The organism is Pseudomonas sp. HR1, assembly GCF_030175875.1.
Taxonomy (GTDB): Bacteria; Pseudomonadota; Gammaproteobacteria; order Pseudomonadales; family Pseudomonadaceae; genus Chryseomonas; species Chryseomonas oryzihabitans.
This window is the reverse complement of record NZ_JASNRF010000002.1, coordinates 55,003-69,386: the sequence shown is the minus strand read 5'-3', so window position 1 is coordinate 69,386 and position 14,384 is coordinate 55,003. Positions and strand designations below refer to the sequence as shown.

At 65.6% G+C, this 14,384-nt stretch carries 12 protein-coding genes; 4 read left to right on the top strand and 8 right to left on the bottom strand.

The genetic code is table 11. The features are described 5' to 3' along the window. Positions 1-13: 13 nt before the first annotated feature. The 6 genes from efeB to QKY98_RS07635 all read right to left on the bottom strand — a co-directional run bounded on the left by efeB (position 14) and on the right by QKY98_RS07635 (position 6,109). Positions 14-1,306, bottom strand: coding sequence for an iron uptake transporter deferrochelatase/peroxidase subunit (gene efeB, locus QKY98_RS07660; protein ID WP_284670619.1), 1,293 nt, complete (start codon positions 1,304-1,306; stop codon positions 14-16). Continuing rightward, a complete protein-coding gene (efeO, locus tag QKY98_RS07655; RefSeq protein ID WP_284670618.1) occupies positions 1,303-2,502 on the bottom strand; it encodes an iron uptake system protein EfeO in 1,200 nt (399 codons plus the stop codon). The genes efeB and efeO overlap by 4 nt, the downstream gene beginning before the upstream one ends. Continuing rightward, positions 2,499-3,353, bottom strand: coding sequence for an iron uptake transporter permease EfeU (efeU, locus tag QKY98_RS07650; RefSeq protein WP_027599442.1), 855 nt, complete (start codon positions 3,351-3,353; stop codon positions 2,499-2,501). Before efeU ends, efeO begins: the two co-directional genes overlap by 4 nt. Before the next feature lie 150 nt (positions 3,354-3,503). Further along, positions 3,504-4,526: a twin-arginine translocation pathway signal protein gene (locus tag QKY98_RS07645; RefSeq protein WP_144958737.1), complete on the bottom strand. Its 1,023-nt coding sequence runs from the start codon at positions 4,524-4,526 to the stop codon at positions 3,504-3,506. A gap of 49 nt (positions 4,527-4,575) precedes the next feature. Then, positions 4,576-4,980 (bottom strand): hypothetical protein, encoded by a 405-nt coding sequence (locus tag QKY98_RS07640; protein ID WP_007158404.1) that lies wholly within the window; start codon positions 4,978-4,980, stop codon positions 4,576-4,578. A gap of 100 nt (positions 4,981-5,080) precedes the next feature. Further along, positions 5,081-6,109 (bottom strand): RNA methyltransferase, encoded by a 1,029-nt coding sequence (locus QKY98_RS07635; RefSeq protein ID WP_027599440.1) that lies wholly within the window; start codon positions 6,107-6,109, stop codon positions 5,081-5,083. Between the two features lie 85 nt (positions 6,110-6,194). Between QKY98_RS07635 and QKY98_RS07630 the strand changes: the two genes are divergently transcribed. Next, the gene (locus tag QKY98_RS07630; RefSeq protein ID WP_017640573.1) at positions 6,195-6,497 is read left to right on the top strand and encodes a DUF1883 domain-containing protein; all 303 of its coding nucleotides are present in this window, start codon (positions 6,195-6,197) and stop codon (positions 6,495-6,497) included. Between the two features lie 35 nt (positions 6,498-6,532). On the opposite strand, the gene QKY98_RS07625 is transcribed toward QKY98_RS07630, so the two are convergent. Beyond that, positions 6,533-7,660, bottom strand: a complete 1,128-nt coding sequence (locus QKY98_RS07625; RefSeq protein ID WP_284670617.1) for a PQQ-dependent sugar dehydrogenase — start codon at positions 7,658-7,660, stop codon at positions 6,533-6,535. A 93-nt stretch (positions 7,661-7,753) separates the two neighbouring features. Then, positions 7,754-11,464, bottom strand: a complete 3,711-nt coding sequence (metH, locus tag QKY98_RS07620; protein ID WP_284670616.1) for a methionine synthase — start codon at positions 11,462-11,464, stop codon at positions 7,754-7,756. A gap of 233 nt (positions 11,465-11,697) precedes the next feature. Here metH and QKY98_RS07615 point away from each other — a divergent pair, with 233 nt between their 5' ends. The 3 genes from QKY98_RS07615 (at position 11,698) to nfuA (ending at position 14,333) form a co-directional block, all read left to right on the top strand. After that, positions 11,698-12,699, top strand: coding sequence for a response regulator (locus QKY98_RS07615; protein ID WP_115945666.1), 1,002 nt, complete (start codon positions 11,698-11,700; stop codon positions 12,697-12,699). Positions 12,700-12,701: 2 nt separating this feature from the next. Further along, positions 12,702-13,667 carry a sensor domain-containing diguanylate cyclase gene (locus tag QKY98_RS07610; RefSeq protein WP_042134048.1) on the top strand — a complete coding sequence of 322 codons (966 nt, stop codon included), beginning with the start codon at positions 12,702-12,704 and terminating at the stop codon, positions 13,665-13,667. A gap of 81 nt (positions 13,668-13,748) precedes the next feature. Next, entirely contained in the window at positions 13,749-14,333 is a 585-nt protein-coding gene (gene nfuA / locus QKY98_RS07605) for a Fe-S biogenesis protein NfuA (protein WP_007158397.1), read from the top strand. Positions 14,334-14,384: the final 51 nt, after the last annotated feature.

Below are 14,384 nucleotides of genomic sequence, written 5' to 3'. Positions count from 1 at the left end.
TCCTGTCGAGGTGTTAAAGCGATGCGGCGGCCAGCAGGCTGCGGCCGAGGTAGTCCTTGGCATCGGTGATCCCCGGCAGGACGAAGAAGTAACCGCCGCCGATGGGCTTGATGTATTCCTCCAGGGGCTCACCATCCAGCCGCTTCTGCACGGCGATGAAGCCCTGTTCCAGGTCGGCCTGGTAGGCGATGAACAGCAGGCCCATGTCGAGCTGGCCGTTCTTGTGCACACCGTTGGAGTAGTTGAAGGGGCGGCGCAGGATCAGGTTGCGCTGGCTCTCCGCGGTGCGGGGATTGGCCAGGCGGATATGGGCGTCCAGCGGCGTGACCTTACCCTTGGGATCGCTGGCATAGTCCGGCACATCGGTCTCATGACCGCCGGCCATGGGCGCGCCACTGGCCTTGCGCCGCCCGAAGATGGCTTCCTGTTCCTGCAGCGGGGTGCGATCCCAGCGCTCGACGAAATTGCGGATGATGCGCACCGCCTGATAGCTGCCCTGGGCCGCCCAGGCCGGCTCGCCGCTGCCGGGCTGGACCCAGACGATCCGGTCCATCGCCTGCTGGTCGGTGGAGTCGGGGTTGGCCGAGCCATCGCGAAAGCCCAGGAAGTTGCGCGCGCTCTCGGCGGGCTGACCGGGTGGCGGATCCTGCACCGGCACGCTGCCTTCCTGCTTCCAGCGGATCGCCAGCAGGTCGGGCAGATTCTTCACGATGTCGCGCAGGGCGTGGATGTTGGTGTCCGGGGTGTTGGCACAGAATTGCAGGCAGAGATCGCCGTGGCAGCAGTCCGCTTCCAGGGCGTCGTTGGGAAAGCCGGTCATGCGCTGCAGCTGCCGCGGCTTGACCGCGGTGAGGCCGAAGCGGTCATCGAAGAGCGATTCGCCCACCGAGACGGTGATGGTCAGGTTGTCCGGCGTCACCACAGGACCGAGGATGCCGGAATCCAGCGGTGGCAATTTGGGGTCGACCTCGGGCACCGGGCCGCCCTGCATGAGAAAGCGGATGCGCTCGTCGAGGGTCCGCAGCAGGCGTTCCAGGTCCTCGCGATCGCTGGCCAGCACATCGAAGGCCACGATCATTCCGGCCGCCGGCCGTGGGGTGACGATGCCGCTCTGGTGCAGGCCAAGGAACGCCTGGCGCTGATGGGTATTGGCGCTGCCCGGGGCACGGGTCACCTCGGCGGTGCTGGCCGCCCGGGCGTGCATCGGGCAGAGCCCGGCACCGGCCAGGGCCACGCTGGCGGCGCCGAGGCCACCCAGCAGGCGGCGACGTTCGATGTTGGGCTGATCGGGAGCGGACTTCTTCATGGCGTGGTCTTGGTCGCGGCCAGACCCAGGGCCGGGGCGACCTGGTCGAGGGAATCGGCCAGCGCCTGGGCCGCGGCGGCGATGCGCTGGCGGTCGTAAGGGGAAAGGGTGGAGTAGGGACGCTGGACATCGCCCAGGGCCGTAGCGAAGGCGTCGGCCTGGGTATCCAGGCGGTGCTGCAGCTCGGGATGACCCTTGCCGAGCAGGGGGCGCAGCAACTCGATCACCTTGCGCGTGCCATCCAGATTGGCGGCGAAGCCGGGCAGTACGAGCTGGCTGTAGCGCTCTTCCTCACCCGAGATCCGGGTGCCGGCCAGGTTGTGCAGCAGGCGCGCGGCATTGCCACTGAGTTGTTCGGGCGGCAGCGACTGGCCGAGCAGGGCGTCGCGCAGGGCGGCGGCGTCCTGCTCGAGGCGAGTGGCGACCGCTGTCAGGCCCTGGGTGCTGTTGCCAGCGAAGAGGCCCTGTTCGAGGCGATGGAAGCCACCAAAGGCCGGATCCTGTTCGCGCTTTTCGTAGTAGTCGGCGCGGGCATTGAGGCGATTGTCCAGTTCGGCGAAGCGCTGCGCGGTCGCCGCCAGGCGCTGGTAGGGCAGGCGGGCGGCCGCATAGGCGGCGCGTGCCTGCTCTAGATCGCCCGCGGTCAGCGCCTGCTGCAGGGTGGCGAGACCCTGCAGCAGCAAGCGGCTCTGCTGATTCAGGTAGACGCGGTATTCCGACAGCGGACCGACGAACTGGGTCAGGGTCGGACCGGCCTTGCTGGCGGCTTCCGAGGCGGCGGTCGGGAGTACCTTCAGCGTGCCCCGCGGATTGCTCAGCAGACCGCAGGTGATGGCGTAGTCGCCGGGGGCCAGGGTGGCATTAATGACCTGACTGAGGCCGGGGGCGATGTTCTCACGCTCCTCGACCACCAGGACGCCGTCGAGAATCTCCCATTCCACCGCCCGGTCCGAGCGGTTGACGATACGAAAGCGCGCCGGCCCGGCGGGTACCTGCAGGGCGTTGGGTTCGCAGCGATTGGCGAGGATGTCGACCTTGATTTCGCCGTCGGCCACGGTGGCGTGACGCTCGCCTGCGGCGCGCGAGGCATAGTAGAAGGCCGCGGCGGCTGCGATCAGCAGGGTGGCCGAGCCGATCACGGCCAGGCGCAGCGCCAGGGAGCCCTGCTTCGGCGGATGGGGGTTGGCGTGATTCACGACGGGCGCTCCAGCGAGGCAGGGGTGGTCACGGCAGGACGCTGGGGCGGCGCCGGGGTGCGGAAGAACAGCGGCAGGGTGACTGCCAGGAACAGCAGATAGGCGCCCAGGGTGCTGACGGTCGGAGTGTCCTGGTAGCCGAACATCCCGGCCAGCACCGTACCGACCGGGCCGTCGGCGGGCAGCGCGTGGCTCCAGTCGAAGACCACCTGCTGCAGCGAATTCCAGAGGCCGGCTTCATGCAGCGCCTTGACCGAGTTGGTGAACAGGCCGGCTGCGACGAAGAGGATGAACAGGCCGGTGAAGCGGAAGAACTTGCCCAGGTTCAGTCGTACGCCGCCGGTATAGAGGCCATAGCCCACGGCGATGGCAATGATCAGCCCCAGCAGGGCACCCAGGGGCGCGCCGGGGCCGGCGCTCTGCTGGAAGATCGCCAGCAGGAAGAACACGGTTTCCAGGCCTTCGCGAGCGACCGCCAGGAAGACCATGCCGATCAGGGCATAGACCTGGTTGCGCGAGGCGGACAGGGCGTTTTCCAGGGAGTCGTGCAGTTCGGTCTTGATCGAGCGCGCCGCCTTGCGCATCCAGAACACCATGGAGGTGAGGATGGCGGTGGCCGCCAGACCGACCACCGCTTCGAACAGCTCCTGCTGACGCTGCGGGAATTCGGCGCTGGCCAGTTGCAGGCCGGCGCCGACGAACAGCGACAGGGCGGCGGCCAGCATGACGCCGATCCAGACCGCTGGCATCCAGTGGCCGCGACCGGTGCGTTGCAGGTAGCTGGCGATGATGCCAACGATGAGCGCCGCTTCGATGCCTTCGCGGAGCATGATCAGAAAGGGAACGAGCATGAAAGCTATCACCGACAGAAGCGAAGGGGCGCAGAGGCGCCCGGAGGTCGGTGATTTGTATCACAATGATTCGGATTGTTAAATGCGGATGATTCTCGTGCCTCGCGGATCCGCTGACTGGTTGGCAGCGGATCCCCGTATTGCAGAGCCTCAGGCGCGAAAGACCACGGCGGTATCCGGCGCCTTGCCGGTAGAGAAGCGGTGGATCTCGCGCCAGTTGCGCAGATCGACCACCGCCAGCTGGTTGTCCTCCAGGGCCGCGAAGAGCCGCTCGCCGCGGGGATCGAGGTTGAGTCCGGGCACGGCGCTGCCCATGGGCAGATAGGCGACTTCAGCGAGGGTATCGGGCCGCAGCAGCGAGAGGCTCTTGTCCGACAGGTTGGAGACCAGCAGGCGGCCATCGGGCAGGGCGGCTACCCGTACCGCTTCGCCGCGCAGCTTGACCTGGCGGATCGGCGTCAGGTCGCGGGCATCCAGCGCATGGAGGATGCCGGCGAAGCGATCCAGCACATAGAAGGTGCGCTCGTCCGGACTCAGGCAGCAGCCCTCCGGCGCCTGGCCGAGGTACCTCTTCACCGGCAGCACGGCAGGATTGTGCGCATCGACCAGGATCACCAGACCGCTCAGGGTGTCGGCAACGTAGGCGCGGCGTCCGTCACGGGTCAGGACGAAGTAGTGGCTGCGGGTGCCACCAACCGGGACGATCTGGCTGGGATATTCGGCGGTGGCGGGGCGATCGAAGCGGATGAGCAGCGAGTCGGTCTCGCTCAGCACATAGAGGCGGCCCTGGTCATCCAGGCGCATGCCGTGCAGGCGGTGATAGGGCGACAGGTCGATGGCTCTCACCAGCCGGCGCTCGGCGAGATCGATCACGCTGACCTGATGGCCGCCTTCGCCGGGCGCCTGCCAGCTCTTGACCCCGTACTGGCCGACGTAGGCATAGCGACCCTGGCGGTCCGCGACGATTTCATGGGGTTGCTCGGGCAATTCCAGACTGCCGATACGCTTGCCATCGGCCAGGCGATAGAAGCCGAGGCCGGGGGCTTCCTTCTCGACCAGAGCGAGGTATTCGTCGCCCGCTGCGAGGGCATTGAGCGGATAGCCGCCCAGCAGGGGCAGGGCGGCACTGGCAGCCAGCAGGCCGAGGGTCCGGCGGCGATTCAGGTGGGGCATAGGAGGTCTCCCGAGCGGCAAGCCTCCCTGCCAGGGTCAAGCATCCGTGCTAGTCGAATAGACCCTTGAACCAGGTCCAAACTCCGAAGGAGTAGTCGGGAAAGATGTCGATGCCCAGCGCCGACTTGAGCAGATAGAGCAGCAGCAGACCCACCAGGCCGCAGGCCAGCAGGATCACCGCCAGCACGGTGGCCTTGCCGAGCAGGGACAATTCCTGCTCCAGGCGGGAGAGTTGACGGTAGTTGCGACCGGCGAGGAAGACGAAGTAGTAACGGCGGTGCCAGAATTTGACGGTGCCGCGCAGATCGACGCTGTGCTTGCCCCAGCTGCGGGTGCCGAAGGCCAGCTTGAGGGCTTCCAGCTGCTCCTCGGTAAAGGATTCGCGCAGCTCTTCGGGCAGGCGTTCCTTCAGACCGGCGATGAAGGGGTCGTGGCGTTTGATGCGATCCTGCATGGAAAAGCTTCCCTCTGAATGGTGCGAGTGCACTCTGAGAGGCCGCCCGGCCTGGCGTTCCGCCAGATCTGATGGGCGGGGCCAGTCGCAGGACGATCGGTCAGACGCTGACGCGCACCGGGCGCAGCACCTCGGCCCGGGCCCGCAATTGGCCGCAACCGCCATCGACATCCTGGCCCGCGGAATTGCGCACCTTGGTCAGCAGACCGCGGCTGTGCAGGTAGCGCACGATCTGCACGATGCGCTCGCCAGTGGGTCGCTGGTAGTCGTCCACTTCCAGGCTGTTGTAGGGAATCAGGTTGAGCACGCCGTACTTGCCCTTCATCAGCCGCAGCAGTTCGTCCATCTCGTCCTGGCTGTCGTTGATGCCGGCCAGCAGCGTCCACTGGTACTGGATCGGATAGCCGATCAGCCGGGCATAGGCTTCCCCCTGCTCGATCAGCTCGCCGGGTTCGTACCGGGGCGCCTTGGGCAGCAAGCGGGCCCTTCGCTCGGCATGGGTGCTGTGCAGCGACAGCGCCAGCGCCGGCCTGACCGCCTGCTGCGGCAGTCGCTCGAATACCCGCGGATCACCGACGGTGGAGAACACCAGGTTGCGATGGCCGATGCCACCGGCCGTGCCCAGCAGGTCGATGGCTTCCAGCACGTTGTCCAGGTTGTGCGCCGGCTCGCCCATGCCCATGAAGACCACCTTCTTGACCGGCCTGATGCGTCGCGCCAGGGCCACCTGGGCGACGATCTCGGCGCTGCCCACCTGACGCAGGAGGCCGCTCTTGCCGGTCATGCAGAACACGCAGCCCACCGCGCAGCCGACCTGGGACGACACGCAGAGTCCATCACGGGGCAGCAGCACGCTTTCCACCGCCTGGCCATCGCCGAGGGTCACCAGCATCCGCGCCGAACCGTCGGCGCCCGGGTGCTCCGAGGTCACCCGGGCCAGGCCTTCCAGTCGCGCGGTCAGAGCCGGAATGGCGTGGCGCACCTCCAGGGGCAGGAAGTTTTCCGCCTGCTGGCGCCGGGTGCCGGTGTCCAGGGGCAGCCCCTGACACCAGGCGCGCAGGATGCGGGCGCTGTGCTTGGGCTTGGCGCCGGCATCGGCGAGCAACTGGACGACATCGGAGATACGCATGGGAAAAGGGCAGGTCGAGGGCGGGCGGCGATAATAGGACAGGGCAGGGATGCTATCCTAGTCCTTTGCAAGACGAGGACCCGTCATGAAGTTCATCCACCAGCGCGAGCATCTCAACGAGGGCGACCTGGTCGTCATCCAGAGTTCGGGGGTGTGCAACATCCGCCTGATGAACGATGCCAATTTCCGCAGCTTCAAGAATGGCGGCCGCCACACCTATCACGGTGGCGCCTTCGACACCTTTCCGGCGCGCATCACGGTACCGAGCACTGGCTTCTGGAACATCACCCTGGACACCGTCACCAAACGGCCGATCAGCGTGACCCGCAAGCCCGAGATCAAGCACTCGATCAAGATCGTTCGCCGCTCGCCTTCCGAGCTGCGCTGAGCCGGCGGTCACCCGTCCCTGGGTGACTCCTGCCGCTACTTCGGCTGCAATTCGAGCAGTCGCGCCTTGGCACCGTCTTCCAGCACCCAGAGGCTGCCGTTGGGGCCTTCCTCGACGTCGCGGATGCGCGTGCCCATGGCATAGCGCTCGACCTCGCGCGCCTCTTCGCCCTTGAGTTCGATCCGCACCAGCGCCTTGGACGACAGCCCGCCGATGAAGGCATTGCCCTTCCAGGCGGGGAAGCGGTCGCCTGCGTAGATCATCAGGCCGGCCGGCGAGATCACTGGCGTCCAGGTGATCTTGGGCGGGATGAATTCCGGGCGGGTGTCATGATCCGGAATCGGCTTGCCGCCATAGTGGTCGCCATTGGAGACCTCGGGATAGCCGTAGTTGCCGGCACGCTGGATCAGATTCAGTTCGTCCCCACCCTGGGGGCCCATTTCCTGTTCCCACAGCCGGCCCTGGGCGTCGAAGGCGATACCCAGTGGATTGCGATGGCCCAGCGACCAGACCTGGGCCGCGACGCCGCCCTGCTGGGCGAAGGGGTTGTCGGCCGGCGTGCTGCCATCGTCGTTGAGGCGGATGAGCTTGCCCAGGTTGCCAGTCATGTCCTGGGCCGGGGTGAATTTCTGCCGCTCCCCCGAGGTGATCCACAGCTTGCCGTCCGGGCCGAATCTCATGCGATGGCCATAGTGACCGTTGCCGGTGACCTTGGGCGTCTGCCGCCAGATCACCTTGAGCTCGCCCAGCGAACCACTGCCGTCCTGCTTCAGGGTCAGCTTGGCCCGGGCGACCGCCGCGCCCTGGGTGCCGTCTTCGCCGGCCTCGGCATAGCTGAGGTAGATCAGCCCGTTGCTGGCGTATTGCGGATGCAGGATGACATCGCCCAGCCCGCCCTGGCCGGCGGCGACCACCTTGGGTACCCCGCTGATATCCTGGGCCTTGCCGGTCTGCACGTTCAGGTGTTTGAGGACGCCGCCTTTCTCGGTGACCAGGGCGGTGCCGTCCGGCAGGAAGGCGATGGCCCAGGGTGCGTCAAGGGTGGCCCGTGGTGTGGCGGTGAAGGGCCACTGAGCTTCACTCAGCGCCTGGGGCGCGGCACTAGCGTTCAGGGTGGCGAGACCGAGCAGGAGACTGCCGGCGGCTAGGGTAAGGCCTTTCATGGGCACGCGGTCCTCGTCGATGGAAGTCCCTACACCCTAGTAGGGACGCCCGCGAAAAGGGCCGCGTTTTTGTTACCTGAGGCGTCTGCCAGGCTAGTTGTCGTACCCCAGATTCGGCGCCAGCCAGCGCTCCGTCACCGCCAGCTCCTGGCCCTTGCGCTCGGTGTAGCTGTCCACCTGATCCCGGTCGATCTTGCCCACGGCGAAGTACTGGGCCTCGGGATGGGCGAAGTACCAGCCACTGACGGCGGCGGCGGGGAACATGGCGTAGTGCTCGGTGAGAAAGACGCCGCTGCGACCGGCCTCGTTGAAGCGGGCCTCGGGGTCCAGCAGCTTGAAGAGGGTGGCCTTCTCGGTATGGTCGGGGCAGGCCGGGTAGCCGGGAGCGGGGCGGATGCCCTTGTACTGCTCGCGGATCAGCGCCTCGTTGTCCAGGGTCTCGTCCGCGGCATAGCCCCAGTACTCCTTGCGCACCTGCGCGTGCAGCCACTCGGCGCAGGCCTCGGCGAGGCGGTCGGCCAGGGCCTTGACCATGATGGAGTTGTAGTCGTCGCCCTTGCGTTCGTAGTCCTTGGCCAGCTCCTCGGCGCCGATGCCGGCGGTGACGATGAAGCCGCCCATGTAGTCGGTCACGCCCGTTTCCTTGGGCGCGACGAAGTCGGCCAGGGACAGATTGGGCTTGCCCTCGGGCTTGATGGTCTGCTGGCGCAGGTGGTGCAGGGTGGCCAGCGGCTGGCCGTCCTCGCCATAGACCTCCAGGTCGTCGTCGCGCACCTGGTTGGCCGGCCAGAAGCCGAATACGGCGCGGGCCTTGATCAGCTTCTCGTCGATCAGCTTCCTGAGCATGGCCTGGGCGTCGTGGAACAGCGCGGTGGCCGCTTCCCCCACCACTTCGTCGGTGAGGATGCGCGGATATTTGCCGGCCAGGTCCCAGGAGATGAAGAAGGGCGTCCAGTCGATGTACTCGGCCAGGACTGCCAAGTCGATGTCTTCCAGTACCCGGGTGCCGGTGAAGCTGGGCGTGGGCGGCTGGTAGCCGAGCCAGTTGAAGGCCGGCTTGTTGGCCACCGCCTTCGCATAGGACAGGCGTTCGGTGCGGGCGCTGCGATTGGCGGTGCGCTCGCGGACCTCGACGTAGTCGGCGCGGGTGCGCTCGACGAAGCCGGCCTTTAGTTCCTTGGACAGCAGCTGAGTGGCTACGCCCACGGCGCGGGAGGCGTCGGTGACATAGACCACGGCATCGTTCTGGTACTGCGGCTCGATCTTGACCGCGGTATGGGCCTTGGAGGTGGTGGCGCCGCCGATCATCAAGGGCAGGGTGAAGCCCTGGCGCTGCATCTCCTTGGCGACATGGACCATCTCGTCCAGCGAGGGGGTGATCAGGCCGGACAGGCCGATGATGTCGCACTTCTCGGCGATGGCGGTCTGCAGGATCTTTTCCGCCGGGACCATGACGCCCAGGTCGACGATGTCATAGCCGTTGCAGCCCAAGACCACGCCGACGATGTTCTTGCCGATGTCGTGGACGTCGCCCTTGACCGTGGCCATGAGGATCTTGCCCTTGGCTTCGGGCTTGTCGCCTTTTTCCGCCTCGATGAAGGGGATCAGGTGCGCCACCGCCTGCTTCATCACCCGGGCGGACTTGACCACCTGGGGCAGGAACATCTTGCCCGAGCCGAACAGGTCGCCGACCACGTTCATGCCGCTCATCAGCGGGCCTTCGATAACCTCGATGGGCCGCGCGCACTGCTGCCGGCATTCCTCGGTGTCCTCGACGATATAGGTGGTGATGCCCTTGACCAGCGCATGCTCCAGGCGTTTGTCCACCGGCAGGCCACGCCATTCCTCGGTCTCGGCCTCCTTGACCGCGCCGCCGCCCTTGTAGTCGTCGGCGATGGCCAGCAGGGCATCGGTGCCGGCCGGGGTACGGTTGAGCACCACGTCTTCGACCCGCTCGCGCAGGGCGGCCGGGATCTCGTCATAGATCTCCAGCTGACCGGCGTTGACGATGCCCATGGTCAGGCCGTTCTGGATGGCGTGGTAGAGGAAGACCGAGTGGATGGCCTCGCGCACCGGGTTGTTGCCGCGGAAGGAGAAGGAGACGTTGGACACGCCGCCCGAGGTCAGGGCGTAGGGCAGGTTGTCGCGGATGAAGGCGCAGGCGTTGATGAAGTCGACCGCGTAGTTGTTGTGCTCCTCGATCCCGGTCGCCACGGCGAAGATGTTGGGGTCGAAGATGATGTCTTCCGGCGGGAAGCCGACCTGGTTGACCAGGATGTCGTAGGAGCGCGCGCAGATCTCGTTCTTGCGCGCCTCGGTGTCGGCCTGGCCGTCTTCGTCGAAGGCCATGACCACCACCGCCGCGCCGTATCTCTTGCACAGCTTGGCGTGATGGATGAAGGCCTCGACGCCTTCCTTCATGGAGATGGAGTTGACGATGCCCTTGCCCTGGATGCACTTGAGACCGGCCTCGATCACCTCCCACTTGGAGGAGTCGATCATGATCGGCACTCGGGAGATATCCGGTTCGGAGGCGATCAGGTTGAGGAAGGTGACCATGGCCGCCTTCGAATCCAGCATGCCCTCGTCCATGTTGATGTCGATGACCTGGGCGCCGGCTTCCACCTGCTGCTGGGCCACTTCCAGGGCCTCGGCGTAGTTCTCTTCGCGGATCAGCCGGGCGAACTTGGCCGAGCCGGTGATGTTGGTACGCTCGCCGACGTTGACGAACAGCGAGTCGCGGCTGATGGTGAAGGGCTCCAGGCCGGAGAGGCGGCAGGCCTTGGGAATCTCGGGCAGCTGGCGCGGCGGATGCTTGGCGACCGCCTCGGCGATGGCCTGGATATGCGCCGGGGTGGTACCACAGCAGCCACCGACGATGTTGAGCAGGCCGCTGGCGGCGAATTCCTCGACCACCGCCGCCATCTGCGCGGGGCTTTCATCGTATTCGCCGAAGGCATTGGGCAGGCCGGCGTTGGGGTGAGCGGAGACGAAGGTGTCGGCCTTGGTCGCCAGTTCCTCGACATAGGGCCGCAATTCCTTGGCCCCCAGGGCGCAGTTGAGACCGACGGAAATCGGCTGGGCGTGGCGTACCGAGTTCCAGAAGGCCTCGGTGGTCTGGCCGGACAGGGTGCGGCCGGAGGCGTCGGTGATGGTGCCGGAGATCATGATCGGCAACTCGACGCCAACCTCCTCGAACACGCCCTGGACCGCGAAGATGGCCGCCTTGGCGTTGAGGGTGTCGAAGATGGTCTCGATCAGGATGAGGTCGGCGCCCCCTTCGATCAGGCCGCGGGTGGCCTCGGTGTAGTTCTCCACCAGCTCGTCGAAGGTGACATTGCGATAGCCGGGGTTGTTGACGTCCGGAGAGATGGAGCAGGTCCGACTGGTCGGGCCGAGCACCCCGGCGACGAAACGTGGACGATCCGGGGTCTCCAGGGTCTTGGCGTCGGCCACCTCGCGGGCGACCCGGGCGCCGGCCAGGTTCAGCTCATAGGTGATGGCCTCCATGCCGTAGTCGGCCTGGGAGACGCGCGTGGCATTGAAGGTATTGGTTTCCAGGATGTCGGCGCCGGCATCCAGGTAGGCCTTCTCGATCTCGGCGATGATCTTCGGCTGGGTCAGCAGCAGCAGATCGTTGTTGCCCTTGACGTCGCTCGGCCAGTCGGCGAAACGCTCGCCACGGTAGTCCGCTTCTTCCAGCCGATAGCTCTGGATCATGGTGCCCATGCCGCCGTCGAGGATGAGGATGCGCTGCGCGAGGGCGTGGCGGAGGGCGGCGAGGCGAGAGCTGCGATCGGTCATGGGCATTCCACAGAGATGAAGAGACGCTGGACAAAGGGTGGCAGCATAGCAAAAGCCGGCGCCTGCCCCGGTATTGGCGACGGTCCATGATGAACAGCGCTCATGCAGGGTCGGCGAGTCTTTCATGGCGAAAACGTCTGACGATCTGGCGCGTCTGGTGGGCAAGGCCTTCAAGTGCTGCTTTACTGGCAATTGACCGACGTTTACTGTGCGTCAAAACAGTGTCATGGAAGGTGGCCGTGATTCCTCTGGTGATATGCGACGACTCGAACATGGCGCGCAAGCAGCTGGTTCGCTCCCTGCCCGAAGGCTGGGCGGTATCCATCACCCAGGCCACCAATGGCGAGGAAGCCCTCACGGCGCTGCGCCAGGGGCTGGGTCAGGTGATGCTGCTGGACCTGACCATGCCGATCCTGGACGGCTACGGCACCCTGGCGGCCATTCGCAACGAAGGCCTGGCGGTCAAGGTGATCGTCGTCTCCGGCGACGTCCAGGACCAGGCGGTGGCCCGGGTGCGCGAACTGGGCGCCCTGGACTTTCTGCGCAAGCCGGCCGATCCCGCCGAACTGGCCGCGGTGCTCGAGCGCCATGGTCTCTATAGCCCCAGCCCTGCGGCGCTGCCGGAACCGGTTGTGCGTCCCGAGCTGGAGGTGAGCTTCCGCGACGCCTTCCGCGAGGTGGTCAACGTTTCCATGGGTCGGGCCGGCGCGCTGCTGGCCAAGGCGCTGGATGTCTTCGTCCAGCTGCCGATTCCCAACGTCAATATCCTTGAAGTCAGCGAGCTGCACATGACGCTGGTGGACGCCCAGCGCGAGGATCGCCTCAGTGCGGTCTGCCAGGGCTATATCGGCGAGGGTATCGCCGGCGAAGCGCTGCTGATCTTCCACGACTCCGAATTCGACGACATGGCCAAGCTGGTGCGCTGGCGCGAGGCAGGGGAGTCCGGTGACATCGAGATGCTGCTGGATCTGTCGAGCATCATCATCGGCGCCTGCCTGGCCGGCATCGCCGAGCAGTTCGACATCCGCTTTTCCCAGGGTCATCCGACCATCCTCGGCCACCATGCGTCCATCGACGAACTCATCGTCGTCAACAAGACCCGCTGGAAGAAGACCCTGGCGGTCGAACTCAGCTACAGCCTGGAAGGCCATAACGTCCACTTCGATCTGCTGCTGCTGTTCACCGAGGATTCGGTGAAGCGTATCACCCGCAAGATCGGCTACCTGATGAGTTGAGCATGGCGGCACAGATCGATATCAACGAACTCCACTGGCTGCTGGACATCGTGCAGAACATCGATGTCGGCGTGGTGGTGCTGGACCTCGACTACCGCATCGAGGTCTGGAACAGCTTCATGGAAAACCATTCCGGACGGATCCTCAGCGAGGTCAGCCAGCAGTCGCTGTTCGCCGTCTTCGCCGAAATCGACGAGGCCTGGTTTCGCGCCAAGGCCGAGAGCGTGGTGCTGCTGGGTACCCGGGCCTTTTCCATCTGGGAACAGCGGCCCTACCTGGTGCACTTCAAGAGCTACCAGCCGATCACCGGCGTGGAAGCCTTCATGTACCAGAACGTCACCCTGCTGCCGCTGCGGGATTCCACCGGTGCCATCGCCCACATCTGCGTGGTGATCTACGATGTCACCGATGTCGCCATCAATAAGCGGCAACTGGAGCTCTCCAACGACAAGCTGCAGGAACTGTCGCGTACCGATCGCCTCACCGGTCTGGCCAACCGTGGTTACTGGGAAGAGCGCCTCACCGAGGAGTTCGCCCGCCACCAGCGCTATGGCGGTCGCCTGGCGCTGATGATGCTCGACATCGATCACTTCAAGCGCATCAACGACACCTATGGTCATGCCGTCGGCGATCAGGCGATCAAGGCGCTGGCCGGGGTGATCAAGACCCATGTGCGCAATGCCGACATCGCCGGACGCTACGGCGGCGAGGAATTCGGCGTGGTGCTGCTGGACACGGCGGTGGAAGGCGCCCGGTTGCTCGCCGAACGCCTGCGCGAGGCGGTCGAGGCCATGCGGCTCGACGTGCTGGGGACGCCCATCGCCTTCACCATCAGTGTTGGCATCACCGATCTGTCGGTGCCCCTGGGCAATCACGAGCAGATGATCCAGCAGGCAGACAAGGCCCTGTACGAATCCAAGCACAATGGGCGCAACCGGGTGACCAGTTTCGTGCACCGCCTCGACTGAGACGATTATCCGACTGTTTCACTAGGGCTTTCGTCGAGGGGTGGGGTGGCGTAAACTTGTCACACCTGTTGAGGAGTGACCATGAGCGCCATCACCATTACCGACGCGGCTCAGGATTACCTGGCCGACCTGTTGGAAAAGCAGAATACCCCCGGGATCGGTATCCGGATCTTCATTACCCAGCCCGGCACCCAGTACGCCGAGACCTGCATCGCCTACTGCAAGCCCGGCGAAGAGAAGCCCGATGACCAGCCTATCGGGCTGAAGAGCTTTACTGCCTATATCGACGCCATCAGCCAGCCCTTCCTGGAAGACGCCCTGGTGGACTACGCCACCGACCGCATGGGCGGCCAGCTGACCATCAAGGCGCCCAACGCCAAGGTGCCCATGGTCAACGAGGACAGCCCGCTCAACGAGCGCGTCGACTACTACCTGCAGACCGAGATCAATCCGGGGCTCGCCAGCCACGGTGGCATGGTCAGCCTGGTGGACATCGTCGACGACAATGTCGCGGTCCTGCGCTTCGGCGGCGGCTGCCAGGGCTGTGGCCAGGTCGATCTGACCCTCAAGGATGGCGTCGAGCGCACCCTGCTGGAGCGGATCCCCGAGCTCACCGCCGTGCGCGACGTCACCGACCACACCAACCGCGAAAACGCCTACTACTAGAGATAGCGCGTGTTGCGGGTACGAAGGGCTATCGACCGATTCGATAGCCCT

Excerpts from the sequence above, each read along its gene's own strand:
- efeB (WP_284670619.1), bottom strand. The coding sequence starts at position 1,306 with ATGAAGAAGTCCGCTCCCGATCAGCCCAACATCGAACGTCGCCGCCTG.
- efeU (WP_027599442.1), bottom strand. The coding sequence starts at position 3,353 with ATGCTCGTTCCCTTTCTGATCATGCTCCGCGAAGGCATCGAAGCGGCG.
- QKY98_RS07645 (WP_144958737.1), bottom strand. The coding sequence starts at position 4,526 with ATGCCCCACCTGAATCGCCGCCGGACCCTCGGCCTGCTGGCTGCCAGT.
- QKY98_RS07640 (WP_007158404.1), bottom strand. The coding sequence starts at position 4,980 with ATGCAGGATCGCATCAAACGCCACGACCCCTTCATCGCCGGTCTGAAG.
- QKY98_RS07635 (WP_027599440.1), bottom strand. The coding sequence starts at position 6,109 with ATGCGTATCTCCGATGTCGTCCAGTTGCTCGCCGATGCCGGCGCCAAG.
- QKY98_RS07630 (WP_017640573.1), top strand. The coding sequence starts at position 6,195 with ATGAAGTTCATCCACCAGCGCGAGCATCTCAACGAGGGCGACCTGGTC.
- QKY98_RS07625 (WP_284670617.1), bottom strand. The coding sequence starts at position 7,660 with ATGAAAGGCCTTACCCTAGCCGCCGGCAGTCTCCTGCTCGGTCTCGCC.
- metH (WP_284670616.1), bottom strand. The coding sequence starts at position 11,464 with ATGACCGATCGCAGCTCTCGCCTCGCCGCCCTCCGCCACGCCCTCGCG.
- QKY98_RS07610 (WP_042134048.1), top strand. The coding sequence starts at position 12,702 with ATGGCGGCACAGATCGATATCAACGAACTCCACTGGCTGCTGGACATC.
- nfuA (WP_007158397.1), top strand. The coding sequence starts at position 13,749 with ATGAGCGCCATCACCATTACCGACGCGGCTCAGGATTACCTGGCCGAC.